Genomic DNA, 24,064 nt, shown 5'->3' with positions numbered 1-24,064 from the left:
TCAGCTCGCGATGGCCAGTGCCGGCGCGGGGCGCGGGGCGGCCTCGTTGATCACGACGCCGATCGCGGCCGACGTTCGTTTTGAGAGCGATGCGATAGCGCCTCGGATCGCGGTGGCATCGCTGGCGCCCTCCCGCTCGACCAGAACGATCAGGTCGGCATGGGTCGCCAGCGAGGCGACCTCGGGCTGCTCCGCAAGCGACGGCGCATCGACCACGATCAGGGCGAACTCGGCGCGGATATCCTCGCCGTCCGGCATCGAGTCGCGCCCGGCACCGAGCAGCAGCCCGACCGAGTGCAGGGCCGCACGCGAGGTGCGGGGACCGGTCGGCGCGGTGCTCTGGACCGTCGCGTCAGCGGGGCGTGCCAGACTGGAGCCGTTCTGCACCTCGATCACAGCGCTCATCATCCCGGTGTTGACGGCGCAGAGGTTCAGCGAATGGGCAATCGCCTCGGCGCCGGAATCCGGTTGGAGCGAGGTCACGAGGACGATCTTGCCGCGCTGACCAGATGCGGCGGCAACCCGCTGCAGCAGCCGCTGCATATGGGGACGCATGTCGGCCTCTGCGGGACCGCCAATCGGCGTGTGCCAAACGGTCATTCGACCATCGCGCCGCGCTGCGGTCGGAATGCGAACCCAGACCGGCAGGTCCACGGGTGCCGCGCCCGGCGCCGCACCCGTGGCCGGCTTTGCCGGCGGCGGCTCCGGTGCCTTTTGCGGCGGCGATGTCTGCCGCGCGTCCAGCACTGCAATCGCTGCCGTCGATGTCAGCGTCGAGGCGATGGCGACGGCGACGAGCAGAAGAGCGAGCGGCGGGCGAGCCGGGCGGGTTGGTGGAGTTGCGGCCGAGGCGAGCCTGGTCTGCGAACTCTGCAGCCGCCGCTGCTCGTTGGTCGTGTTGAACCGCGCCAAAAACTGCTCGTAGATGTTCTTGTTGGCATCGGCGATGCGCTGCAGCTCCTGCAGCTTGACCTGCGACTGCGCGTCCGTCAGCGCTTCCGCCTCGGCGGCCTTGAGTTGGCGCTCGAGTGTGTTTTGCTGGTCCAGCAGCGTCTCATATTCAGACTTCGCGGTGTCGATGTTGCGCTTCCGTTCGGTCTCGATCTGCTTGTTCAGCTCGGCGAGCTGGCTGAGCGCAATCACGAGCTCCGGATGCCGGTCACCCAGCACCGCGCGCTTCTGCGAAATCTGGTCGTTGAGTGCAGCACGCTGGGCACGGAGCGCGGTGAGCAGGTCCTGCTTCACGGGAGCCTCGACATGGGCTTTCAGGTCGCGCTGGGTCTGTTCGTAGCGAGTCTTCGCGTCCTCCGCTTTCAGGCGCGCGGCAGACACCTGCTGGTTCAGGTCGATGATCTTCAGCTGCTGCGTTGTGGCATCCTTGCCGGCATAGACGATCTTGTGGTCGTGCTTGAACTGGGCCACCGCGTCCTCCGACGCGCGCAGGCGGTCGCTCAGCGTCTTGAGACGGCCGTCGAGCCAGTCGGCGGCGTCATCGGTCGCGGTCGCGCGGTCCTGCACCTGACTTGCGACGAAGGCTTCGGCGACGGCATCGGCATAGCGCGCCGCCTTTTGCGGCGAGTTGGAGACGAACGTGACGGAGACGACGTAGGTCAGACCGCGGCGGGCGATGTCCAGGCGATTGCGAAACCGGTCTACAATGCGGGCCCGGTCGGTCTCGGAGCCGGCGATGTCGGGGTCGTTCTGAACATCGAGCTGCTCGATCAACGGCCGCAGGAACTTGTCGGACTTCGCGATCTCGATCAGGCTTTGCAGCGCGGCGGCATCCTGGCCGAATCCGGGCAGGACATCCTGCTCATTGGTAACGTGTTGCTCGCGGGGATCGACCACGACGAGCGCGGTTGCTGCATAGCGTACCGGCAATACCATCAGCACACCGACACCTGCTGCGAACAGGGCAAGCGACAGCAGCGCGATGCGCAGGCCATTGCGCCGAAAGAACGCGATGATGCCGGGAATCGTGAGCGTGGCCTTCAGGAGTTCTGGGCGCTCGCCGCGACGCGCCAATGGCCGGTCAGGAGATTCCCACGAGGCGGCGTCCTCCACATGATCTGGAGCCGCCTGGGTTGCCTGGTGACTGTACGTCATGCGCTTGGACTTGACCCGAAGCTCGCTCTACGTGGCACATGACGCGGCGCGCCGCTCATGCGTATTGTCTGTCGCGACGATGATCGATGGCCGCGGGATTGAGCTCGCTCAGGACGACACCGACCAGCTTGCGCTCCATCCCGCCGAGCCCGGCGATGATGTCTTCCATGCAGTCATTGATATCGAGATCGACGGGCAGGACCGCGACGAGGCCATCGACCGTCTCGAACAGGTTGTGGTCCGTAGTCGCCCACGGGATCGCGGGGCCATCGAGGATCACGAGGTCGTGGCCGCGCGCGGAGCCCGCCTGGGCGATCGCCTTGCGGATCGCCTCGGCATCGGCGCCCTTGACCGCGGGCAGGATCGCGATGCCGTTCGCGGTGTTGACGACGCGGGCGGCCTTGCTGCCGATCGTCAGCCAACCGAGCCGACCCGGTTCGCTCTTGCCGAGATGTGCGACCTTGTCGGACAGGGCGTGGGTCGTTGTGTCAGCGTCGATCATCAGGACCCTGACGCCGTCGCGCGCGGCCGATAGCGCGATGTTCAGCGCGACGACGCTGCGACCGGTGCCGTCGCCGATCACGGAAAGCACGATGGCACCGTCGGTGCCTGCGCGCTTGGCCAATGTCGCGCGGATCTCGCGAATCGTGTTTGCGAAAGCGGTCCGTGCGGCGCCGGTGCGCAACGTCGGCCAGCCGAACCGCGTGACGTCGGCGGTGTTGCCGCCGGTCAGGATTCCGCCGAGCGTCCGCATGACGTCGGATTCGTGCAATTGTGCAATCAACGGTTTGTCGATCGCGCCGGCGGCCGGCTGCGGCTGGGACCGCGCAACAATGGGCTGCTTCACTGTCTCGACGACCACCTGCCGCTCGGAGGCCGCGTCTTCCTTGGGCTGAACCTTCGGACGGATCGGGTCGGCGCCCGGCGCCAACTGGCTGGCGGCGACAATCCAGGCGGCTGCGGCAAGCCCGCCGAACACGAAGCCGATCATCGCAAGCAGGCTCATCGCCGGCGGGAAGGTGCGACGCTGCGGAATGGTGGCGTCGCCGATCACGCGCGCGCTCGAGGTGTTGAGGCTCTCCTGCTCCTCGGTTTCGCGCGAGCGCTTGAGGAACGACTGGTACACGTCGCGGCTGGCTTCGACGTCGCGCTCGAGCTCGCGCAGGCGCACCGATGCCTGGCTCATCTGCACGCTCTGGCGCTTCTGCACGTCGAGCGCCTTGTTCAGCGACGCTTCGTAGTCGCGCGCGCGGGTCAGATCGTTCTTGGCGGCCTGCGCAAAGCGGTCGACCTCTTCCTTGATGGTGCGGTGCAGGTCCTCGACCTGCTGCTCGACCTGGCGCAGTGCCGGATGGCGCGGACCGAGCTCGCCCTGCAGCTCGGCCTGGCGCTTCTTCGCATCGGCATATTGCGCGCGCAGATTGGCGATGGTCGGTGATTGCAGCGCCTCGGGAATCGCGCCCGGATCGCTCGCGCTGCGGCGACTGGTCTCGATCTGGTCGTACTTGGCCTGGGCGTCGAGCGTCAGCGCGCGGGCCGCGGCCAGCCGCTGGTTGCTGGCGGAGAGCTGCTGGTCGCCGATCAGATTGTCCTGCGAGCCGACGAAATTGTTCTGCGCCTTGTAGGTCGCCAGCGCTTCTTCCGCGTTGCGGAGCCGCTGCTGCAGCTCCTTCAAGCGGCCGGACAGGTCGGTTGTCGCGCGGCGGGCGGCGGCTGCCTGCGACTGCTTGGACTCGGCGAGATAGGCCTTCGTGATCGCGTTGGCGAGCATCGCCGCCTTCGCCGGCTCATACGACCAGACGTCGATGTCGACGATGAAGGTGCGATCGGTCTTCTTGACGTTGATGTGGCGGTTGAGGGCATCAAGCGTGCCCATCTCGATCTGCTGCTGCTGTTCCGGCGTCGGTTTGGACTCGATCCCGAACAGGCCGAGCAGCGAGGCAGAGATGCCCCTGCCGGCCGCGCCGCCGCCGAACTCGGGATCCTTGTCGAGATTGATATCGCGGATCGCCTGCAGCAGCACGTTGTTGGAGGTGATCAGGCGCGACTGGCTCTCGACCACCATCGAGAGGCCGGAAATGTCCTGGGCGCGCGGCGTCAGCTCGCGTTCGACGAGCTGAAGCTCGCGCGGGTCGACATAGAGCTGGGCGCTCGCGGTGTATTTCGGGGTCAGGGTCTTGCCGATGGCGACCGCGACGCAGGCGCAGAGCAGCGCCGCCGATACGATCGCGACCTTGCGCTCCCAGAGCAGCCGGATCAGGTCGAGCACGTTGAAGCCCGCCGCAGTTCCGGCGGGACGGGGCTCGGGCTTCGTCTGACCTATCGGCTGGTCATAGTTAAGCATCGACCCCAGCTTCCATTCGAACGGCCGCACGCATCGGCTGAGGGGTTACTTCTCGAGTCACGCGACATGCGCGAGAAAACAACGCGGGCACAACGCAACAGGGAAAATTAACCATACTCATTGATGGACTATTCACCAGAAAGGCAAACAAAGCGTTTAAGCGCGGGCGCATTGGAACGCCTCCGCCATGGTCAATGTCGGGATGTTCCGCCGCGCCGCGGCCTCCAGTGCGTAGATCATGAGGTGGGGCGTGCAGCCATAGAGGCTCGGCCGCTCGGCGACGTCGTGGCCATAGAAAATTAACCAACCGTTACCGGCCTCTGCCTCGTCGAAGGCGCGGTCGATCCGGTCGTGGCTGAGCTGGCGGTCGATCAGCGGCATGGCGCGCAGGAACTGCGGGTCGACTTCGCCCGCGTTGACGCCCGGGACGATGCTGCGGCAGGTCCGGAATTCGGACTTCAGCAGGTGCTTACGGGCGTAGGAGCCGTAGCCGAACGGATAGGCGAAGGTCTCGATCGCCATCGACGGATTGAGCGAATTGAAATAGGCGCGGTTGCGCGCGATCTCCGCGGCGAGCGAGGCCTCGTCGAGATCGCAGGCACGACGATGCGAGAAGGTGTGGCAGCCGACCTCGTGGCCGCGCCGATGCAGCGACACCACGTCATCAGCGGTGCCGGTGGTCCAGTTCGGGGTGTCCGACCCGACCAGGCCGCCCGACACGTAGAATGTCCCGCGCGCGCCGTAGGACTCCAGGATGTCGGCGCCGACCGTCGCCGCGCTCTTCGCCAGGTCGTCGAAGGTGAAGCTGACCATCGGCGTCGCATTGTGCAGGCGGAAATATTCGACCTGCACATGCATCGCCAGCCGATGGCTGACCTTGACCCTGGCCTCGGACCACAGCGCGTTCATCGCTAGAGCTTTCGCAACATCACATGATAGTCGCCATGCCGCATGTCGATCTTGCCCGGCAGCAACGCATTCATCGTTCGCGCGGCGAGGTCGATCAGCGCGGCGAGCATCGGCTTGCGCTTGCGCATTTCGGGATAGCGCGGGCTCTCGTATTTCCTGCGGTAGATCACCTGCAGCCCGTGCACGGCGGCAAATGCCTCGAGATTGCTGAGCGTGACCAGCGGATGGAAATGGGTCGGGAACGGCGCATGGCCCGGCAACCCGGCTTTCTTGTCGCCGCGGATGTGGCGATAGAACCAGATGTGGAACCAGTGCGGGGAGTATTTGGTGACGACGCCGGACAGCGACTTCGGGTTCGGCGCCCCGATCAGCAGGAGGCCGTTCTGCTTCAACGCCGCGCTGAAGCCGGCCAGCACCGCCTCGACGTCGGGCACGTGCTCGATCACATTGTAGCAGATGATCAGATCGAAGCTCTGCGACGGGAAGCGATAGGTCTGGAGGTCGCCGAGGATCGCCTCCTGGGCATAGTCATTGTTGCGGATCTGGTCCTCGTCGATATCGACCACGGTGACATGGGCGCGGCGCAGCACGCCGAGCGGCAGGAAGCTGGTCGAGCCGCCGCCGGCCTCGTAGACCGCAAGCGGGCCGGCCGGCAGCTTGGCTTCGAGGATGCTGTGCACCGTCAACAGGCTTTGCTTGGCTTCGCCGGGCGGCAGATCCAGCAGCGCTTGCGGGTGGATCGGTATGGCCGACGTTGCCGGTTCGACGAGCTTCTTCTGGATCGTATCGAGCGCAAAAGTCTCGGTCATTGGGGCATTCCAATATTGCTGCTTGCGAATTTGGCGCGGAATAGCGCCAGGCCTTGCTTCAACCGCTGGCGGAGGCGGGCGATATCGAACAGCCAGCACAGCCCGGCGTAGACCGTGAGGCCGGCGCCGATCAGCACGATGCTGGCAGGGAGGTCGGCGATGTGCAGTCCGCGATCGATCGCGCCGACCGTCAGCACCATCGCCAGCGCGGCAATGACGATCAGGGCCAACCGTCCGAGCGGGAACGGGACCGCGAAGGCGAACCGGCTGAGGACGAAAGCCGTGGCAAAGCCCACGACGTCGGCGCCGAGCCGGGCCCAGGCCGCGCCGATCGTGCCGTAGTGGCTCACCAGCACATAGGACAGGGTCAAATTGGCCGCGATGATCGAGGCGGTGTTGATCAGGTAGAAGGAATTGCGGCCGGAGAGCAGGAAGCTCGCATGCAGATATTGCTGGGTCAGCACCTGGAACACGACGGCGAGCGCAATGATCGGCATGATCTGCGCGGCAAGCTCGCGGAAGTCGGCGCCGAGGATGATATTGGCGACATGCGCTGCGATCGCGGCAAAGCCGAGACAGGCCGGCAGCGTGACGCCGGCGAGCAGCTCGAGGCATTCGGCGAGATGGGTCTTCACCGCGGCGTTGCCTTGCCGGGCGTGGATCTGCACCGCCATCGGGAAGAAGGCGGTCGCGATGCTCATCGCCGGCATCATCAGGGTCTGGCGTACGAGGTCGAGGGCCGCGACATATTTGCCGGCGTCGGCGGCGCCGACCAGGTTCGCAATCATGAAGCGGTCGGTGACGCTCGAGATCGCGAGCAGCGTGAGCGACAGCGTCAGCGGCAGGCCGGTGCGCGCAAGCGTCGTGAGATCGGTGCGGTCGAAGACGATCGTCGTGCCTCGCCACGCGCGGCGCGACTGCACGAGCACCGCGACGAGATAGGCCGCCGCCGCGGCGAGCAGCAGCAGGAAGCCGCTCGGGCCAGTCAGCGCGACGATGACGCCGAAGCCGAGCAAGGCGGCCGCGCGGACCAGCGTCGCCTTCATGACCGACTGCGCCATCAGCCGGGCGCGCAGCAGGTCCTGCGTCAGCTCGAACAGGCCGATCGCGACCGACAGCACGACGGCGGCCAGCGCTGCCATGGCATCAAGGCCGACCAGGCGTGCGAGCACATAGGCGATCGGCGCGGTGAGGCAGCAGATCAGATAACCCGACGCCACGAGGCTGCGGACGTCGGTGCCGTCATTGCGGGCGTGTCCGCTCAGGATCAGGTTGCGGAACCAGCCGACCAGGAAGACCGAGATGACCGAGGCGAAGCCGACACCAAGCAGATAGACGCCATAATCATGCGGCGCGAACAGCCGCGTGAAAATGAACACGCTCAACAGCCCCAGCAGTGCCGAGAGGATGTTGGCGGTCAGATTGATGCTGGCCTGTCCGATCAGCATAATGCGGCGAGCCCCGCTGCTTGGTCGACCATGTCCGGCGCGAGGATGGCGTCGCTCTCGGCGACCACCTCGCGGATCGTGTCGACGGGCGTGCCGGAAAACGAGGCGATCGAGAAGGCGACATCGTCCCTGTCGGCGCGCATCAGCAGGCGGTTCAACTCATCCTTGCTCAGTGTCGGGTCGTCCCAATAGCTGATGCAGGGCGTCTTGGGCACGACGCTGTGGCGCAGCGCGGAGCCGGCGTCGTTCTCGACGAAGAAGCCGTAGAGCAGGTATTCGGAGAATTCGCGGGTTCTGCAGAGCGCCTCGACCCAGCTCACGCCGGTGGCGGCCTCGATCCGTTCGGCCAGCGCCCGGGTGGTCTGCTTGTCCCACAAGATGATGTGTCCGATGAAGTCGGGTGCCGGGAAGGGAGGCGTTGGCAGGCCGAGCAATTGGTGGCTGGTATCGAGCCAGCGCGAGTGACGCGGCTGGTCGGCGGTCACCGCGTCGTCCATCCTCAACAGCGGGATCGTGTTCGGATACGCGAAACGCGCGAGATCGAAATCGCGAAAGAACACGATGTCGGAATCCAGGATGCAGAAGCGCTCATAGGGCAGCGCGATGGTGGCCGCGATCTTCAGGATCTGCTGGACGTGCCAGCCGTTGACCGGTTTGGCGCGCAGCGACCACCAGAATTGCCGCCGCTTGCGCTGGATCATCCGCGGCAGCGGCCGCAGCCAGTCGGGCAGGAACGTCGAGGCCGGAATGATGATGCGGCGCTCGCTCGCCAGCGGGGCGAACAGCGGCAGGTCGCAATCCGGAACCAGCAGGTAATGCTTGGAGAAGGAGGTGACGTGGCGATCCACACTTTCGCAAAGCAGAGTGCAGATTTCCAGATCGCGCCCGTAGGTCGGGGTCAACAACGCGACAGGGTTCATCTCGTAGCTTTCTCCGCCAACACCGTGTCAGGGCGGTACGTCGCGGCCGCCAAATGTCCGTGGTTTCCCGGTTCAGCAAGATCGATGCCGGACGGTGTACCGGCTGCCTGGGGCAGCCTGTCGTGGTTAATTCTCGCGCGGGTCAAACCGTGGCGGCGGTGAAGCGGCGCGAAGTAACCATGCGAACGCGCGAACTGCGTGCCGTACCGCAGATTTGCCCGGATATTGCAGAGCCCGTGTCTGCGTCGCCGACACTGCTCGGCGCAGGTGAGAATGAATGCGAATTGACCCTATTCCCGGCGCGGGAGCGTCGCGGACGGCGCCGATGTCGTGCCCGTTTGTCATTTCGGCACAGCGCCGACGTCCGCGCTGTCCGCTTTCGGGACCGTCGACGCGGTAGGCTTGTCGGAGCATGCGATGCGAGCTGATGGAAACGAGGGGATCACGCGGCGCGCGGCGCTGGCTGTCGCGCTGTTTGCCGCAGGCGGACTGTCCGCCGCGAAGGCTGCGCCGTCGGGAACATCGCGGCTCGGTCCTGATACGGCCCGGTTCGCCGGCGCGTTCGTCAATTGGGGCCAGACCGGCCGCGAGCACATGCTGCAGGCGTGGGAGAAGTGGCTGAAGCAGCCGCGTTCATCGGTGATCGGCGTGGACTTCTACGGTCAGAACACCTGGGAGGATTACCACACCTACGACTGGGTGCCGGGGATCTGGAAGAAGCTCAACCCCGCGCGCAACGTCGTCTGGTCGGTGCCGCTGACGATATCGGGCACACCGCTGGCCGATGTCGCCGGCGGTCTGCACGATGCCGATTTCGACGCCGCCGCCCGTGCCATCGCGGAAGCGCATCCCAAGGCGATCATCCGGCTCGGCTGGGAAATGAACATCGCCAACATGGGCTGGTTCACAAAAGGGCAGGAGGATGACTACGTGCAATCGTTCCGCCGCGTGGTCGGGATCTTCCGTAGTCGTTCCGGCCGCTTCAGGTTTGACTGGTGCCCGGGCTGGGGAGCGCAGGACACGCCCGCGGATGCCGCCTATCCCGGCGACGATGTCGTCGACTACATCGGCCTCGACGTGTACGACTTCAAATCCGAAGGCTCGCCCGCGGAGCGCTGGACGAGCCGCTATCTCAAGGCGCCGTTCGGCCTCGAATGGCAGCGCGAATTCGCCGCCGCGCATCGCAAGCTGATGAGCTATCCGGAATGGGGCGTCGGCCAATCCGGCGACAATGCCGATTTCGTCCAGCAGATGCACGACTGGTTTGCCGCCAACCGGGCCGCGATCGCCTATGCGGCCTATTTCGACGTCGATGGGCTCTGGCCGACGCAGATCGACAATGGCCGCTTTCCGAACTCGGCGCGGCTGTTCCGGAAATTGTTCGCGGGCTGATCGACCGGCCGCGCTGGCTTGTCCCGCGGAAATGCAAAAAGCCCGATCCGCCGTTCGACGGATCGGGCCGTGCTTCATCGCTGCGCTGAGGCGTCAGGACGCCTGCGCGCCCGTCAGCAGCGTCAGGCCCATCTTCATCTTGTCCTGGATCGTGCGTTGCGCGAGGCAGGTGAACAGGCAGAGCTTGTCGCAGCCGACGGTTTCCTTGCGGCGGGCGCGGGCCTCCTCGCTGTACCAGATCTCGCGCGCGGTCTGGGTGCGGACGTTGCCGATCGGCTTGAAGAACCAGCACACTTCGAGGCGGCCGTCGGAGCGGATGAAGTAGTTCCGCATGCCGACCCGGCACGGCATCACTTCCTTGGGCGCCTTCTCGCGGCGGAAATGGTTCGGCCAGGCCCTGAGCACGGCTTCGCCATTGAGGATCGGCGCGCCCTGGCGCTTCAGCCGCAGCAGCTCGTCGCGGACCTTGATGAGATCGTCCATCTCGTTCTCACCGATCCACAACTCGTCCTCGACCTCCTGCGTTCCCTGCTCGACCGGCTGGAAGCTCAGCGCGGTGGCGCCGATCTTCTGGATCCAGTCCACCATCTCGGGCAGGCGGCGGAAGTTCAGCCTGTGCACGACGGGCTTGATGATGATCGGGAAATCCAGCCCCTCGGCGCGGCGCGCCTCGGCGACGTTGCGGATGCCCTGCACGATGTCGTTCAGCGAGTTCTCGACGCCGCGCGAATAGTTGTGGATCGCCGGATCCGTCGAGTCGATCGAGATGTTGATGTTGAACGGGCGGGCCTCGACGGTCTGTGCCACGATCTTCTTGTTCAGGTAGGCGCCGCCATTGGTGGTGGCGCCCCAGTGGATGTCGTTGTTGCGGCAGAACCGCAACAGATCGAGAAAGCCCTTCTTGATATAAGGCTCGCCGCCGGCGAACTCGACATGATAGGCGCCGATGAATTCCTTGAGGCTCGCAAGCGCGCGTTGCCATTCCGCGATGCTCATCTCCTCGCGATAGTTCGGACGGCGCCAGTAGTCGCAGTAACGGCATTTGTAATTGCAGCGCTCGACCACCTCGGCAAAGATCGCGGCCGGGCGGGTGATGTCGCGTCCGGTGCGGAGGTAGAGCTCCTCCGAAAGGGCATTCCGGACATGCTTGGTGCCGAGCGAGACGAGGTCGAGCGCTTTCAAGGTGAACCTCAGACGTGAATTGTTGTTGTTGCGAACTGGGGCGGGATCGTTGCGTCGCCGGGACAACAGCAAATTGGATGCCAGTGCGATCGGGCGCCTAATACGATCGCCTGCACGCGGCCCTTAACCCTAAGAAAGCGTTGCCGATACCGGCCGACGGCCGATCTTGCGGACCGGAGGGCGCTTGATCGTGGCAAATCCGGCCGCTCGCGCGCAATTAACCTTGCGGTGGAAATTGCCGGGCTGCGCGCGGTCCGTGGATCGGATTTTGCCATGAGATGGCCGTAGCGTTTGAACTGCGTCCGTATCGCATTCTGTGGCGGCCATCGCGGGACGAAGATGTCCCACCGTGAGGCCGTGCCCCGTCCTGGGACGATGCGTGTCGTGGACCGGGATTGGCAGGAGGCCATGAACCCATGTCGACCGAGCTTGCCGCGCCAGAGCGCGCCTGGGTTGCGACGTCACCCGAGCTTGATTGCTCCATCGAGACCGTGATCTGCATACCGAGCTTTCGCCGGCCGAAGCATCTTCGGTTGACGCTGGAGTCGGTCGTGGCGCAGCGGACCGAACGGCGCTTTGCCGTTGTTGTCGTCGAGAACGACGCCGCACGGTGTGAAAGCGCGCCGGTCGCCGCCGAATTCCTGACCTCCGGCCGGCTGCGCGGCCTCTGCATCGTCGAGCCCCGCCAGGGCAATTGCCGCGCCATCAATGCCGCGTTCGAGACGGCGCTCGAGATCTTCCCGCAGGCGCAGAACATCCTGATGATCGATGACGACGAGGTCGCCTCGCCGGATTGGCTGGAGCATATGGTCGAGGCCGCCGAGACGACCGGTGCCGCTATCATCGGCGGGCCGGTATGGCCGAAGTTCGATGACAAGCACAAGCGCGGCCTCACGCGCCATCCGGCGTTTGCGCCGGCCTATCACGAAAGTGGCCCCGTCCCGGTGATCTATGGCTGCGGCAACTGCCTGATCCGTCGCGCGGTGTTCGATGCGCTGGGCAACCCGGCCTTCGATCTGCGCTTCAACTTCCTCGGCGGCGGCGACCATGATTTCTTCGCGCGCGCCCGCCGCGCCGGCTTCGGCTTCTTCTGGGTGACGGAAGCGGCGATCATGGAGACGGTGCCGGAGAGCCGGACCAATCTCGGCTGGATCGTGCGGCGCGGCCTGCGGATCGGCGCGATCAACTATCACATCGAGCGCAAGGCGGCGCAAACGACATGGTCGCGCGCCGCCGTCAAGGCCAAGATGTTCGGCCTGGTGCCGTTCTCGCTGTTCCGTTTCACGCGCATCGTGCTGAAGGAGCAGCAGGCCGTGATCGCGATGCACCCGATGGTGGTCGCGATCGGCAGCGCGCTCGCGGTGCTCGGCATCGAGCCGCAGCCTTACGCCGCCTCCAAGATCGCGTCGTGACCGACCTTCCCATCACCGCGCAAAGCCGGGCGCTGATCGCCGAAGCGTCGCGCCGGCCGGTGATGGATGTTGTCCGCGGCACGATGTTCATCGGCATCCTGCTCTTGGTCTGGATCTCGCTGCATCCGTTCGAGGATCTCGGCGACCTCAGGGTCGGCGAAGTGACCTCCGGCAAGGAGGCGTTTCTCTACGGGCTGTTCGGCGTGCTCATGGTGGCGATGCTCGCGCTGACCGTTCAGGACAACACTCCGGCGCTGAAGTCGCTGTTGACGCCGGCGTTCGTGCTGTTCGCCGGCTGGATCTGCGTCACTGTCGTGCTGTCGGTCGATCCCGCCACGTCGGTGCGCCGGCTGGCGCTCTCGGTCTTCGTCGTCGTGGTCACGGCCACCATGATGCTGCTGCCGAAATCGCAGGACGAATTGATGCGCTGGTTCAGCATTGCGGCCCTCGTGCTGCTCGCGACCTGCTATCTCGGCATCCTGCTGGCCCCGCATCTGTCGATGCATCTGGCGACCGACCCGCAGGAGCCGGCGCTCGCCGGCAACTGGCGCGGCGCGTTCGGCCACAAGAACGTCGCCGCCGCGATGATGGCGATGATGCTGTTCATCGGCATCTATTTGATCAGGGCCGGCGGATGGATCTCGGGCGTCCTCGTGGTCGGCCTTGCGTCGCTGTTCCTGCTGTACTCGGCCGGCAAGAGCTCATTGTCGCTGTGTGCTGCGGTGCTGCTCCTGACCTCGGTCACCTCTGCGGTCCGCTCGCTCTGGGGCCGCGCGCTCATCCTGCTGCTGCCGCTGGTACTGCTCAATCTGTTCAGCATCGGCACCGTGATGAGCGACACGCTTGCGACGATCGCAAAGTTCCTGCCGCTCGACACATCCTTCACCGGCCGCTCCGACATTTGGGTGTTCGCGCTCGATTCGCTGCACCAGCGGCTGTTCACCGGCTACGGCTTCGAGTCGTTCTGGGGCAGTGACGCGATCCAGAACCTGCGCGAGGGCAAGGAATGGGCAGGCTATGCCTCGCACAGCCACAACGGCTATCTCGACACCGCGCTCGGCACCGGCCTGCCGGGCCTGGTGCTGCTGATCGCGGCGATCGTGGTGAAACCGTTGCGCGACTTCCAGGCCGCGGACATCGGCGGCAACCGGGGACCGCTGACGATGCTGTTCCTCCGCATCTGGCTGTTCGGCCTCTATCTGTCGTCAATGGAGAGCTTTTTCCTCGATCGCGCGGATACGATCTGGGTGACGTTCCTGATCGCCGTGTTCGGGCTGCATTATCTCGCGCGCTTCCGCGCGGCGAGCTGAGGATAGCCGTCTAGAGCTGCGCGCGGACCGCGTTTGCGACGTCCGACCACCAGCCGTCGAAATCGAACGGCACATGGACCGGCGGCCGCTTCAGCGCCGAGTCGATCCTGTCGGCATAGGCGGCGCTGTCCGAGCCGCGCGGCACCAGCACGATGGCGCCGCGGTCGATCAGTTCCTTGAAGCGCGGATGATGGTCGAACTCGTCCGGCAGCGCCGGGCCGGTCACGATCAGCGGCCGGCCGGACTGCACGCAGGCCAGCACGCTGGAGCGGCGCGCGGTGAGGCCCTCATCCAGCGGATAGCAGAAGGCGCTGGCCTCGCCGAGCAGGCCGAACACCTCGTGATCGGAGGCGACGAAGCCGGAGACGATCACGTCGCCCTTGAGATCGAGCTCGGCGACGCGGGCATGGAATTTCTCCTCGACCTTGTCGACGCCGCGGATGAAGGAGCCGATATAAACGATCAGCGGCTTCAGCCCGCGTTGCTTCAGAACGGCACCGATCTCGAGCAGCGCGTTCGGCTGCTTGCCTGGGTAGATCGAGCCGAAATGGCCGATGATGAGCTGGCCGTTGCCGCGCGCGGCCACGAGTCGGTGTCGCAATTTCGAATTCTCGATCCCGGCCGGCGCGGCAATGTTCGGCGGCAGCGGCGCCAGCACGCATTTCCGCACCATGCGGCGCGCCCAGCGATCATCGGCGAGTTCTTGCCGCACCAGCGGCGAGAACATCACAATGGTATTGGCGAGCCACAGCGCCGGCAGATAGGTGATCCGGCGCATCCAGTTGAGGCCGCCCCATTCGTGCTGAATCAGGACAACCCTGCGCCGCCTGAGCCGCGCCATCGCGAGCGCGAGCAGTGGCCGCCAGATCACGCGTTTCCAGGCGACAATCGGGAAGTTGCAGACAACACTTTGCGCCGATCCGATCGCGCGCCAGATCTCGCCGATCGTGCCGTCGGTCCGTGTCAGGGTTAACGTCGCGCCGGCGCCGGGCTCGATCTTGTCGACCGCCTCCTGCAGCAAGCGGGTGAAATACCCGACGCCGCAATTCATCTGCGGTCCGGCGCTGAGGAACAGCGCCCGGTATCGGGATTGTTCGGTCATCGTGCCTTGGTTCACATGCCCTGGCGGCCGGGTCGGCGCCGCGTTAGCCATACAGGCGAGACATTACTTTCGGTTAAGCGGCCGGCTCGACAGAGCGGCACCCTTCTTGCCAATCCCTGCCCAGAGGCGGTCCGATCGTCCCGGAACGGGACATCGGTCGAGGCGGCATGCCGCGAACAGCCAGCAGGAGTGCGACGATGACGACAGGCAAGGTCTTCACGAACTGGGATGACACCCATTCCGAGCTCTGGAGCCATCAGCCGATCCGGCTCGATCACAGCATGCATCAGCAGCCGGCGTTCTCGATGGACGATCTCGCCCGCCTGATCGAGACCTATCCGCGAGAGCATTACAGCCTGGTCAAGACTGGCGCGAGGGGCGCGAGCCGGGTCTGGCGCGAGGGCGAGATCGGCAAGCTCTGCGGCCGCCAGGTAATCGAGGCGATCTCGCGCGGCGGGTTGTGGCTGAACCTGCGTAACGTCACCGCCATCGACCACCGCTACCGCGACATGATCGACCGGATGTTTGCCGAAGTCGCGGCCAAGGTGCCGGGCTTCGAGGCGCCGACCCATCAGGCCGGCATCCTGATCTCCTCGCCGGACGCGCAGGTCTATTATCACGCCGACCTGCCCGGGCAGGGCCTGATCCAGATCGCCGGACGCAAGCGCGTCTATATCTATCCGAACACGGCGCCGTTCATCCGCCCCGAGCATCTCGAGGACATCGCGCTGTTCGATGTGGAGGTCGATATCCCCTATGCCGCCTGGTACGACAAGCACGCGCAGGTGATCGATCTCGAGCCCGGCCAGATGCTGAACTGGCCGCTGAATGCGCCGCATCGCGTCGAGAACCTCGGCACCGTCAACATCTCGATGACGGTGTCCTATGTGAACGACGACATCCGCCGCTCCCAGATTCTCCATCTCGCCAACGGCATGCTGCGCCACCGCTTCGGCTATGCGCCGAAGAGCCGCAACATCCGCGGCCCGTCGTTCTTCGCCAAGCAGGTGATGCAGAAGCTGTTGCGCGACGGCACATGGGTGAAACGTGAGCGCGCGGTGCGCCGCCCGATCGACTTCCGCCTCGACGAGGCCGATCTCGGCAAGATCGTCGATCTGCCAAAGGCTGCCTGAGCGTCGGGCTCTGCAATGACGGTGCTGACGACATCGGCCGGGAAACTGAGCGCGCAGGCACCGTCTCGCGCGGTCGGCTTTCGTGTCGAGCTGTTTCCGGATTGGGCGCAGGCCGTGGCGCGCTGGGGCGCGTTCGATCCGCCGACGGCCTTCCAGCACCCGCAATGGTATGCGTCGTGGTATCGCGCCTTCGCAACGACGGCCGGGATCGATCCCCTGATCGCAGTTGTCACCGACGCCGTGACCGGTGAGCGCGCCGCACTGCTGCCGCTGATCCGCCGCCGGCAGAGTGGCATCCGCATCGTCGAGTTCGCCGATCTCGATCTCACCGATTACAACGCGCCGCTGTTCGGGCCGGCCGCACCGCGCGACGCCGCCGCAGCGCGCCGGCTGTGGCGAGCCTTGCGCGCGGCGCTGCGCAAGGCAAACGGCGGCGCCGATCTCATTCGGCTGCGCAAGGTGCCGGCCGAGCTCGACGGTCGCGCCAATCCGTTGGCCTTGCTCGATGCCGCAGGGCCGTGTCCGCTCAACGGCAACCCGGTCCTGACAGGAGAAGACTACGACGCCTGGCGCTACACGCTGGAAAAAACCGTGCGCAAGGAGCTGGAGCGGAGCTGGCGCGTGTTCACGCGCGATCCCTCCGCCGCCTTCACGATCGCCGCCGGTGCCAACGAAGCGCTGAAGATCTTGTCGACCACGGAAACGCAGCAGGGCTCGCGGATGGCGCGCCTCGGGCTCAATTTCATCCTCAATGACGCAAATTGCGCCGCGTTCTATCGCGGCCTAGTTCGCGACGGCGTCGGCCAGGGCTATGCGCTGGTGACCGCGCTCACCGCCGGCGACGAGGTCGTGGCAACGCTGCTCGGCATCCGCACCGGTGCGCGTTACGTGATGATCCGCATCAGCAATGCCGGCGACAAATGGGCGAACTGCTCGCCGGGCCGCCTGATCATCGAGCGTACCATGGCGGCGCTGCACAAGGACGGCGTGCGCGAGTTTGATTTCTCGATCGGCAACTACGCCTACAAGCGCCGCTTCGGCCCGCGGCGGATGCCGCTGGTCGACCTCTCTGCGTCGCTCAGCTGGCGCGGATGGCCGCATGCGCTGCGCGATCGCGCCGTGCGCGCGCTGCGGCGCTATCCCAAGCTCGATGCGCGGTTGAAGCAGGCACTTGGCAGGCCGCCGTCGCGGGAAGAGGGTTAGACCTTCCTCACCACGTCCGGCTTGCCCAGAGCACATTCAAGCGCATCGCGGTTCCAGCTTGCGTTGATGGCCGCAGCCTCATAGCTCGACTGCAGGAAATCGAGCAGCACGCTCTCGGGATCGGGAGCGGTGCGCACGGCGTCGTAGGGCAGGATGAATTCGCCGAGCGCGTCGCTGAAGAACGCCGCGTCGGGTCTGACCGTCGTGGTGCGATAGCCCGCCGGCTCCGGATAGGCGTAGGAGTAGAACGCGGGGTAATCGATCGCGCCACCGCCCGGCCAGAAGCCGGCACTGCTGACCTCGTGCGAATAGGCTTCTTGGACCACGTCATCGGGCAAATGCGGCACGCCGCCGGGATGGCGCGGCGCCTTCCTGCCGGAGAAGCGGGTGACTGCGAGATCGAAGCTGCCCCAGAAGAAATGCACCGGGCTCGCCTTGCCGAGGAATCCGGTGCGGAATTGCTTGAACACGCGGTCGCAATTGACGAGGATCTGGTGGAAGCGCTGCACGGCGTTCGCATCGTAGGAGGTGTGGCGCGTGTCCTGCGAGAAGCGGATCGGGTCGGGCAGTTCGTTCGGCATCTCGTCGATTGCGACGTCGACGCCAAGGTCCTTCAAATTGGCCATGACGGCTGCGTAGAAGCTCGCCACCGATTGGCCGGCGAGCGCGAAGTGCCGCCCGGCGCCGTCGCTGGTCGATATACGCAAGACGTGGTCGATGAAATCGAAGTCGATCTGGAACGTGCGGTCGCCGTCTGGAATCGGCGACGTCGTTAGCCCGCGTGCGGTGACGTAGAGCGTCACATGCCAGGAATGATTGAGCCAGGGCGTTTTCGTCAACCGGATCTTGCCGACGATCTGGGTCCAGAGCTGAAGCGCTGCGCTGGTGTCGCGCCATTCGGCGGTCGGCAAGTCCGGCCAGCGGGTCTTCGGGGTGCTGCTCATGCCAAAACCTCGGCGCTGCTCGACGTGAATGCCTATGGGCTTATCACGAATTGGTCATGATGACTTCGGGAACCAGTCTGTAGATTCCCTGGAGCGGTGAGCGTGGCCTTTCCGGCAGGTTTGGGTTTCCACACTCGGCCATTTCGGGCCGAATGAACGCGCAATCATGAATCCGTCACGGCGTCGCTACGACGCGGTGCTTTCGGGGCAGCGGTGTTGCCCGCGCGTGGCGCGGAACAGGCTCGCGCACCACCAGCGCCGTGCGAACACCTGTGCCGGGCGCCGCACATATTGAGCCATCAAAAGAAGTTCGACCATCGCCATATCTGTCGTCTCCTGAGACAGCAGATAGGGCGGCATTCGCATTGGAGAATGCCGCCCTGATCGCATCAGCCATGCAGTTTGTTGGCGGTCTCCGCGATCACGCGTCCCTGATAGCGCGCACCGGCGAGCTCGTTTTCGCTCGGCCCGCGGCTGCCGTCGCCGCCGGTGATCGTGGTGGCGCCATAGGGTGCGCCGCCGGTGACCTCGTCGAGCTTCATCTGGCCGGCGAAGCCGTAGTTGAGTCCGACCACCGTCATGCCGAAGTGCAGGAGGTTGGTGATGATCGAGAACAGCGTGGTCTCCTGGCCGCCATGCTGGGTCGCGGTCGCGGTGAAGGCGCCGCCAACCTTGCCGTGCAGCGCGCCCTTGGCCCAGAGGCCACCCGCCTGGTCGAGGAAGTTGGCCATCTGCGACGACATACGGCCGAAGCGCGTGCCTGTGCCGATGATGATGGCGTCGTAGTCGGCGAGCTCTTCGACCTTGGCGATCGGTGCCGCCTGATCGAGCTTGTAGTGCGACGCCTTGGCGACCTCGGCCGGCACCAATTCGGGCACGCGCTTGATGTCGACGGTGGCGCCGGCTTCGCGGGCGCCTCGTGCAACGGCATTCGCCATTGCCTCGATGTGACCGTAGGCGGAGTAATAGAGCACGAGAACCTTGGCCATGATGGCTTCCTTTGAGTTTGCTGGGGAGTTTTGCGGGGAGAGACATGCGCCGACATTCATCCGCGCATGTGAAGGGCGTCAGGCCGCGTCGACGAGCACGAGCTCGGAATCCTCGAGTGCGGTGATCTTCAGCTTGGCCTCGTCGCGGATCGCGGCACCGTCGCGCGCATTGACGCGCACGCCATTGACCTCGATGCTGCCGGCCGCCGGCACCAGATAGAGGTGACGGGCCTTGTCGGCGGCGTATTCTGCGCTTTCGCCGGCCTTCAGCGTGGTGGCGAGCACCCGTGCGTCGGCGCGGATCGGCAGCGCGTCGTTGTCGCCTTCAAGCCCCGAGGCGATGGTAACGAGCTTGCCGGAGCGGTCGGCCTTCGGGAAGGGCTTCGAGCCCCAGGTCGGATGACCACCACGCGTTGTCGGTTCGATCCAGATCTGGAAGATCTTGGTCTTGGTCGGCTCGAGATTGTACTCGGAGTGGCGGATGCCGCTGCCCGCGCTCATCACCTGAACGTCGCCCGCTTCGGTGCGTCCGTTGTTGCCGAGCGAGTCCTGGTGCGTGATCGCGCCTTCGCGGACATAGGTGATGATCTCCATGTTGGCATGGGGATGCGCCGGAAAGCCGGTGTTCGGCGCGATCTCGTCGTCGTTCCACACCCGCAACGCGCCGTGGCTCATGTTGTCGGGGTTGTAGTAGCTCGCAAACGAGAAGTGGTGCTTGGCCTTCAGCCAGCCGTGATCGGCGCCGCCAAGCGTTGCATATGGTCTCAGTTCGATCATTGGAATACTCCGTTCAATTCGAATGTTGCCAGGAGAGGAGCGGGGCGTTCCGCGCCCGGTATCTGCGAAAGTCTTGATCAGGCGCCGAAGCCGCCATCGACATTGAGCACTGTGCCGGTGACAAAGGACGCTTCCGGGCTTGCCAGGAAGACGACGCCGGCCGCGATTTCTTCCGCCGTCCCGAAGCGTTGCAGCGCGTGCTGCTTGCGCTGGGCGTCGGCGAATTCCCGATCATCGTCGGGGTTCATGTCGGTGTTGATCGAGCCGGGCTGCAGCACGTTGACGGTGATGCCGCGCGGGCCGAGATCGCGCGATGCGCCTTTGGAGTAGCCGACGATCGCGGCTTTGGTGGCGGCGTAATCGGCGAGGCCCGGGAATGAGGCGCGGGTGGCAATGCCGGAGCCGATCGTGACGATGCGGCCGCCGTCGCCCATCAGCTTCGACGCGGTGCGGATCGCGGTGATCACGCCATGCACGTTGATCTCTTCTTGGCGGGCGAGCGCGGCGGTGTCGGTATTTGCGTCGTCGATCGGGCCGCCGACGGCAACGCCCGCGTTGTTGACGAGGATGTCGAGCCGGCCAAAATCCTTGGCGACGGTCTTCACCAACTGGTCGACATCGGCCGAAGATGCCTGGTCGGCCTTGTAGGCGCGGGCGTTGACGCCCTTTGCCTTCAGTTCGGCGACAACGGCTTCCGCCTTGTCTGATGACGCGACGTAGCTGATCGCAACGTTGGCGCCTTCCTCGGCGAGCGCGCGGGCGCTGGCCGCGCCGATGCCGCGCGAACCGCCGGTGACGAGGGCGACCTTGCCGGAGAGCTTCTTGGTCATTGGATTTCTCGTTGCTTGAATTTCGATGGCTCTTGGATATGCCTCCGGCTGTGGTATAGAAATAGAAACTATTGAAACTCATTGTTTCCCAATATGAGCAAGCGGGATGATTGCCAATGTCGAAACTGCCGGACTTCGAGGCGCTCGCGATTTTCGCAAAAGTCGTGGAATTACGGTCGTTTGCGGCGGCCGCGACCGAGCTTTCGCTGTCCAAGGCGACGGTCTCCAAGGCGGTCAGCCGCCTAGAGGAGCGGCTGGGCGCGCGGCTGTTCAACCGCACCTCGCGGCGGCTGGCGCTGACCGATGCCGGCCAGAAATTGTCGGAGCGCGCGGCGCGGCTGCTCGCCGACGGGGAGGCCGCCGAGAACGAAGCGCTGGCGCAATCGACCACGCCGCGCGGGCTGGTGCGGCTCGCGGTGCCGATGACCTTCGGCGTCAAGACGGTGGCGCCGCTGCTGCCCGAATTCCTGGAGACCTATCCGGAGGTGTCGATCGACCTGCATTTGAGCGATGCGACGGTCGACCTGATCGGCGAGGGCTTTGACGCCGGCCTGCGCATCGCGCGGCTGCCGGATTCGTCGCTGATCGCCCGGCGGCTGTGCGGGATGCCGCGCTACACGGTGGCCGCACCCTCCTATCTGAAGCGCTACGGCCGGCCGACGCATCCAATGCACCTCGCCGAGCACAAATGCTTCGGCTACGCCTATCTCTCGACGCAGGGCGTCTGGCACTACACCAACGCCTCAGGCGAACAGGCGAGCGTGCGTCCCGCGGGCCAGCTGCGCGTCAACAACGGCGAGGCGGTGATGCCGGCGCTGCTTGCCGGCCTCGGCATCGCCGACCTGCCCGACTTCATCGTCGGCGATGCGATCGCCCGCGGCGAGGTCGAGGTGATCCTGAAAGGCTGGAAGCAGCCCGAAGGCGCGGTCCACCTCGTCACCCCGCCCGGCGGCCCGCGTCCCGCCCGCGTCGAGGTGCTCGCGGATTTTCTCGCCAGGCATTTTGCCAAGGGGAAGAAGCGCAATTCGTAGGGTGGGCAAAGCGAAGCGTGCCCACCATTCTCGGGGATAGTCGGCGTCATGCCGCAATATCGACGCGCAAGGATCGAAGCCAGCACATTCTTCTTTACCGTCGTCCTTGCCGATCGATCGAGCACGTTGCTGGTCGATGAGGTGGATCGCTTAAGGAGTGCTTATCGAATCGTCCGCGAGCGTCGTCCCTTCGAGACGATCGCAATCTGTGTCCTGCCGGACCATATCCACGCAGTTTGGGCATTGCCCGACGGGGATACAGATTTTTCAGGTCGGTGGAGCTTGATCATGAGCAGCTTCTCGCGTGGCCTCGAGGAAATGCCGCGATCTCCGAGTAAGATCATCAAGCGCGAGAAGGGGATCTAGCGTCGGCGCTTCTGGGAGCACGCTATTCGTAATGATGCCGATCTAGAGCGACACGTTAACTACACTCATTTCAATCCCGTCAAACATGGACACGTCGCGCGCGTCGCGGATTGGCCGTACAGCAGCTTCCATCGTTACGTCGCGCGCGGTCTGCTTGATGCGGATTGGGGTGGGGACATGAAGGAGGTCAAAGGATCGTTCGGAGAGTGAATGGTGGGCACGCTGCGCTTTGCCCACCCTACGAATTGCGGCTAGGCTCTCGCCACAAAACAACAAACTACTCGGGGAGATACTCTCAATGAACCGCCGCGACATCTTGCGCGCCGCTGCCGCACTTCCGCTCGCGCACACCGCGCTCGCGACCTCCGCCTTTGCGCAAGCTCCCTATCCCAATCGCAACATCACGATGATCGTGCCGTTTCCGGCCGGCGGGCAGGCCGATCTCGCGGCGCGGCCGGTGGCTGTCGCGCTGGAGCGGATCCTCGGCAAGCCTGATCGTCGACAATCGCGCCGGCGGGGCGGGCGGATCGATCGGCAATGCGCAGGCCGCGCGCGCGGACGCGGATGGCTACACGCTGTTGATGACGCTGTCGTCGCTTGCGGTGCTGCCGGAGGCGGACCGGCTGTTCGATCGTCCGGTTGCCTATGAGGTGTCGCAATTCGCGCCGATTGCGCGCGTGCTCGCCGATCCGACCTTGCTTGCGGTACCGGCCTCGGCGCCATGGAAGACGCTGCAGGATTTCGTCGACGACGCGAAGCGGCGTCCGGGGCAAATTCCATACGGCTCGTCGGGTCCCTACGGGACGTTGCATGTCGCGATGGAGATGTTTGCGGCAAGCGCGGGCATCAAGCTGTTGCACGTACCGTTCCGCGGCGCCGGCCCCGCGCTCACCGCGCTGCTCTCGGGCACCGTGCAGGCGCTGGCGTCGGCGCCGGGCACGTTGAAGCAGCAGGTCGACGACGGCAAGATGCGCGTGCTCGCCAATTGGGGCGCCGTCGAGTTCTACATCTGGGCTGGGCTGTTCGCGCAACGCGCGCTGCCCGCGCCGATCATGACGCGGCTGCGCGAAGCGATGGCGCAAGCGGTGAGGGCACCGGAAGTGATCAAGACCTTCGAGACCGCCGGCAGCCCCGTCGCCTATCTCGATGCGCCGGAGTTCGCGGCGTTCGTCGCCAACGACAGTGCGCGGCTGATCGCTGCGGTGAAGAAGATCGGCAAGGTTGAGTAGGGAACTGCTGTTACAACAAATCGACATTCACATTTTGTTGTCCGCGCGAACGATCCTTGGCCGTATTCATTTGCAAGTTTGGAGCACATCGGAGCGCGGAACTTTCGCGCGCTCATTGAAATTTGAATTTGACGTAAGGGAAGCCGGACATGCGAATGCAGCGGATCGTCCTGAGCCTGGCCATCGCGATCGGCGGCGGAGCTGCCGCTGCAACCGCCGCGTTCTCCGAGGAGTATCGGGGAACCTGGGAACAGCAGATGGCGTGCACGCCTGACGTCTGGCGCCTGTGCAGCGATCAGGTTCCCGACGTCCAGCGCATCGTCGCGTGCCTGCGGCAGAACACACCGCAACTCTCCAACGGGTGCCGCGCCGTGTTCGAGTCGAGCGCGCAACAGCAGCAGCCGGTGGCACGCGCGCCGCAGCCGCCGACGGTGCAGCAGCGGCCACACGCGGCGCAGCCGATGCAGCCCGCGCCGATCGCGCCGCCGCGGTCTTCGTTTGACGATGATGACTAGAGCTCGAGCGAAGTGGATACCGGTTCGCGTAAAGAAAACGCGTCAAAACAAGAATCTAGCAGTCTGCTGAAAAACCTCTCGCCGTAGCGAGAATTTGCTGATTCAATTTTTTA

At 65.1% G+C, this 24,064-nt stretch carries 20 protein-coding genes and 2 pseudogenes; 9 read left to right on the top strand and 13 right to left on the bottom strand.

The window, feature by feature from the left end:
- From ACFFWD_RS10645 to ACFFWD_RS10620, 6 genes are all read right to left on the bottom strand, one after another.
- Entirely contained in the window at nt 1–2,106 is a 2,106-nt protein-coding gene (locus ACFFWD_RS10645; RefSeq protein WP_376964696.1) for a GumC family protein, read from the bottom strand.
- A 55-nt stretch (nt 2,107–2,161) separates the two neighbouring features.
- Nucleotides 2,162–4,450, bottom strand: a complete 2,289-nt coding sequence (locus ACFFWD_RS10640) for an exopolysaccharide transport family protein (protein ID WP_376964694.1) — start codon at nt 4,448–4,450, stop codon at nt 2,162–2,164.
- A gap of 156 nt (nt 4,451–4,606) precedes the next feature.
- Complete coding sequence (locus ACFFWD_RS10635) at nt 4,607–5,359, bottom strand: polysaccharide deacetylase family protein (protein WP_376964692.1); 753 nt, start codon at nt 5,357–5,359, stop codon at nt 4,607–4,609.
- Nucleotides 5,360–5,361: 2 nt separating this feature from the next.
- Nucleotides 5,362–6,168: a class I SAM-dependent methyltransferase gene (locus ACFFWD_RS10630; RefSeq protein WP_376964690.1), complete on the bottom strand. Its 807-nt coding sequence runs from the start codon at nt 6,166–6,168 to the stop codon at nt 5,362–5,364.
- Nucleotides 6,165–7,616 (bottom strand): lipopolysaccharide biosynthesis protein, encoded by a 1,452-nt coding sequence (locus tag ACFFWD_RS10625; protein WP_376964688.1) that lies wholly within the window; start codon nt 7,614–7,616, stop codon nt 6,165–6,167. The genes ACFFWD_RS10630 and ACFFWD_RS10625 overlap by 4 nt, the downstream gene beginning before the upstream one ends.
- Nucleotides 7,610–8,536 carry a DUF6492 family protein gene (locus tag ACFFWD_RS10620; RefSeq protein WP_376964686.1) on the bottom strand — a complete coding sequence of 309 codons (927 nt, stop codon included), beginning with the start codon at nt 8,534–8,536 and terminating at the stop codon, nt 7,610–7,612. The genes ACFFWD_RS10625 and ACFFWD_RS10620 overlap by 7 nt, the downstream gene beginning before the upstream one ends.
- 417 nt (nt 8,537–8,953) lie before the next feature.
- Here ACFFWD_RS10620 and ACFFWD_RS10615 point away from each other — a divergent pair, with 417 nt between their 5' ends.
- A complete protein-coding gene (locus tag ACFFWD_RS10615) occupies nt 8,954–9,928 on the top strand; it encodes a glycoside hydrolase family 26 protein (protein WP_376964684.1) in 975 nt (324 codons plus the stop codon).
- Nucleotides 9,929–10,021: 93 nt separating this feature from the next.
- Here the strand turns inward: ACFFWD_RS10615 and ACFFWD_RS10610 are convergent, their stop codons facing one another.
- Nucleotides 10,022–11,110 carry a radical SAM protein gene (locus ACFFWD_RS10610; protein WP_376964682.1) on the bottom strand — a complete coding sequence of 363 codons (1,089 nt, stop codon included), beginning with the start codon at nt 11,108–11,110 and terminating at the stop codon, nt 10,022–10,024.
- A gap of 416 nt (nt 11,111–11,526) precedes the next feature.
- Between ACFFWD_RS10610 and ACFFWD_RS10605 the strand changes: the two genes are divergently transcribed.
- Both ACFFWD_RS10605 and ACFFWD_RS10600 read left to right on the top strand, forming a co-directional pair.
- On the top strand, nt 11,527–12,522 hold the full coding sequence (locus ACFFWD_RS10605) for a glycosyltransferase family 2 protein (protein ID WP_376964680.1): 996 nt from the start codon (nt 11,527–11,529) through the stop codon (nt 12,520–12,522).
- Nucleotides 12,519–13,832: an O-antigen ligase family protein gene (locus tag ACFFWD_RS10600; RefSeq protein WP_376964678.1), complete on the top strand. Its 1,314-nt coding sequence runs from the start codon at nt 12,519–12,521 to the stop codon at nt 13,830–13,832. The genes ACFFWD_RS10605 and ACFFWD_RS10600 overlap by 4 nt, the downstream gene beginning before the upstream one ends.
- 10 nt (nt 13,833–13,842) lie before the next feature.
- Here ACFFWD_RS10600 and ACFFWD_RS10595 read toward each other — a convergent pair whose 3' ends face one another.
- On the bottom strand, nt 13,843–14,934 hold the full coding sequence (locus ACFFWD_RS10595) for a glycosyltransferase family protein (protein ID WP_376964677.1): 1,092 nt from the start codon (nt 14,932–14,934) through the stop codon (nt 13,843–13,845).
- Nucleotides 14,935–15,131: 197 nt separating this feature from the next.
- Between ACFFWD_RS10595 and ACFFWD_RS10590 the strand changes: the two genes are divergently transcribed.
- Together ACFFWD_RS10590 and ACFFWD_RS10585 are read left to right on the top strand one after the other, a co-directional pair.
- On the top strand, nt 15,132–16,067 hold the full coding sequence (locus ACFFWD_RS10590) for a cupin-like domain-containing protein (RefSeq protein WP_376964675.1): 936 nt from the start codon (nt 15,132–15,134) through the stop codon (nt 16,065–16,067).
- 15 nt (nt 16,068–16,082) lie between these two features.
- Nucleotides 16,083–17,270, top strand: coding sequence for a GNAT family N-acetyltransferase (locus tag ACFFWD_RS10585; RefSeq protein ID WP_376964673.1), 1,188 nt, complete (start codon nt 16,083–16,085; stop codon nt 17,268–17,270).
- Here the strand turns inward: ACFFWD_RS10585 and ACFFWD_RS10580 are convergent.
- From ACFFWD_RS10580 to ACFFWD_RS10560, 5 genes are all read right to left on the bottom strand, one after another.
- Complete coding sequence (locus ACFFWD_RS10580) at nt 17,267–18,214, bottom strand: DUF5996 family protein (protein WP_376964671.1); 948 nt, start codon at nt 18,212–18,214, stop codon at nt 17,267–17,269. The genes ACFFWD_RS10585 and ACFFWD_RS10580 overlap by 4 nt on opposite strands.
- A gap of 186 nt (nt 18,215–18,400) precedes the next feature.
- Nucleotides 18,401–18,538 (bottom strand): hypothetical protein, encoded by a 138-nt coding sequence (locus tag ACFFWD_RS10575; protein ID WP_376964669.1) that lies wholly within the window; start codon nt 18,536–18,538, stop codon nt 18,401–18,403.
- Between the two features lie 65 nt (nt 18,539–18,603).
- Nucleotides 18,604–19,203 carry an NAD(P)H:quinone oxidoreductase gene (gene wrbA, locus ACFFWD_RS10570; RefSeq protein WP_376964667.1) on the bottom strand — a complete coding sequence of 200 codons (600 nt, stop codon included), beginning with the start codon at nt 19,201–19,203 and terminating at the stop codon, nt 18,604–18,606.
- Nucleotides 19,204–19,281: 78 nt separating this feature from the next.
- Complete coding sequence (locus ACFFWD_RS10565; RefSeq protein ID WP_376964665.1) at nt 19,282–19,980, bottom strand: pirin family protein; 699 nt, start codon at nt 19,978–19,980, stop codon at nt 19,282–19,284.
- Between the two features lie 77 nt (nt 19,981–20,057).
- Nucleotides 20,058–20,810: an SDR family NAD(P)-dependent oxidoreductase gene (locus ACFFWD_RS10560; RefSeq protein WP_376964663.1), complete on the bottom strand. Its 753-nt coding sequence runs from the start codon at nt 20,808–20,810 to the stop codon at nt 20,058–20,060.
- A gap of 116 nt (nt 20,811–20,926) precedes the next feature.
- On the opposite strand from ACFFWD_RS10560, the gene ACFFWD_RS10555 reads away from it, so the two are divergent.
- The 4 genes and pseudogenes from ACFFWD_RS10555 (at nt 20,927) to ACFFWD_RS10540 (ending at nt 23,951) form a co-directional block, all read left to right on the top strand.
- On the top strand, nt 20,927–21,841 hold the full coding sequence (locus tag ACFFWD_RS10555) for a LysR family transcriptional regulator (protein WP_376964661.1): 915 nt from the start codon (nt 20,927–20,929) through the stop codon (nt 21,839–21,841).
- Between the two features lie 48 nt (nt 21,842–21,889).
- A pseudogene (locus ACFFWD_RS45255) lies at nt 21,890–22,417 on the top strand (REP-associated tyrosine transposase).
- Between the two features lie 88 nt (nt 22,418–22,505).
- Nucleotides 22,506–23,436 (top strand): annotated as a pseudogene (locus ACFFWD_RS10545) (tripartite tricarboxylate transporter substrate binding protein).
- Between the two features lie 149 nt (nt 23,437–23,585).
- Nucleotides 23,586–23,951, top strand: a complete 366-nt coding sequence (locus ACFFWD_RS10540; protein ID WP_376964657.1) for a single stranded DNA-binding domain-containing protein — start codon at nt 23,586–23,588, stop codon at nt 23,949–23,951.
- Nucleotides 23,952–24,064 lie beyond the last annotated feature (113 nt).

The sequence above is a fragment of the Bradyrhizobium erythrophlei genome, from assembly GCF_042430365.1.
Classification (GTDB): Bacteria; Pseudomonadota; Alphaproteobacteria; order Rhizobiales; family Xanthobacteraceae; genus Bradyrhizobium; species Bradyrhizobium erythrophlei.
This window is presented reverse-complemented; position numbering and strand designations above follow the sequence as displayed.

What these genes read in the sequence shown, in the direction of transcription:
- ACFFWD_RS10645 (WP_376964696.1), bottom strand. Translation starts at nt 2,106, where the DNA reads ATGACGTACAGTCACCAGGCAACCCAGGCGGCTCCAGATCATGTGGAG.
- ACFFWD_RS10640 (WP_376964694.1), bottom strand. Translation starts at nt 4,450, where the DNA reads ATGCTTAACTATGACCAGCCGATAGGTCAGACGAAGCCCGAGCCCCGT.
- ACFFWD_RS10635 (WP_376964692.1), bottom strand. Translation starts at nt 5,359, where the DNA reads ATGAACGCGCTGTGGTCCGAGGCCAGGGTCAAGGTCAGCCATCGGCTG.
- ACFFWD_RS10630 (WP_376964690.1), bottom strand. Translation starts at nt 6,168, where the DNA reads ATGACCGAGACTTTTGCGCTCGATACGATCCAGAAGAAGCTCGTCGAA.
- ACFFWD_RS10625 (WP_376964688.1), bottom strand. Translation starts at nt 7,616, where the DNA reads ATGCTGATCGGACAGGCCAGCATCAATCTGACCGCCAACATCCTCTCG.
- ACFFWD_RS10620 (WP_376964686.1), bottom strand. Translation starts at nt 8,536, where the DNA reads ATGAACCCTGTCGCGTTGTTGACCCCGACCTACGGGCGCGATCTGGAA.
- ACFFWD_RS10615 (WP_376964684.1), top strand. Translation starts at nt 8,954, where the DNA reads ATGCGAGCTGATGGAAACGAGGGGATCACGCGGCGCGCGGCGCTGGCT.
- ACFFWD_RS10605 (WP_376964680.1), top strand. Translation starts at nt 11,527, where the DNA reads ATGTCGACCGAGCTTGCCGCGCCAGAGCGCGCCTGGGTTGCGACGTCA.
- ACFFWD_RS10595 (WP_376964677.1), bottom strand. Translation starts at nt 14,934, where the DNA reads ATGACCGAACAATCCCGATACCGGGCGCTGTTCCTCAGCGCCGGACCG.
- ACFFWD_RS10590 (WP_376964675.1), top strand. Translation starts at nt 15,132, where the DNA reads ATGACGACAGGCAAGGTCTTCACGAACTGGGATGACACCCATTCCGAG.
- ACFFWD_RS10585 (WP_376964673.1), top strand. Translation starts at nt 16,083, where the DNA reads ATGACGGTGCTGACGACATCGGCCGGGAAACTGAGCGCGCAGGCACCG.
- ACFFWD_RS10580 (WP_376964671.1), bottom strand. Translation starts at nt 18,214, where the DNA reads ATGAGCAGCACCCCGAAGACCCGCTGGCCGGACTTGCCGACCGCCGAA.
- ACFFWD_RS10575 (WP_376964669.1), bottom strand. Translation starts at nt 18,538, where the DNA reads ATGGCGATGGTCGAACTTCTTTTGATGGCTCAATATGTGCGGCGCCCG.
- wrbA (WP_376964667.1), bottom strand. Translation starts at nt 19,203, where the DNA reads ATGGCCAAGGTTCTCGTGCTCTATTACTCCGCCTACGGTCACATCGAG.
- ACFFWD_RS10565 (WP_376964665.1), bottom strand. Translation starts at nt 19,980, where the DNA reads ATGATCGAACTGAGACCATATGCAACGCTTGGCGGCGCCGATCACGGC.
- ACFFWD_RS10560 (WP_376964663.1), bottom strand. Translation starts at nt 20,810, where the DNA reads ATGACCAAGAAGCTCTCCGGCAAGGTCGCCCTCGTCACCGGCGGTTCG.
- ACFFWD_RS10555 (WP_376964661.1), top strand. Translation starts at nt 20,927, where the DNA reads ATGTCGAAACTGCCGGACTTCGAGGCGCTCGCGATTTTCGCAAAAGTC.
- ACFFWD_RS10540 (WP_376964657.1), top strand. Translation starts at nt 23,586, where the DNA reads ATGCGAATGCAGCGGATCGTCCTGAGCCTGGCCATCGCGATCGGCGGC.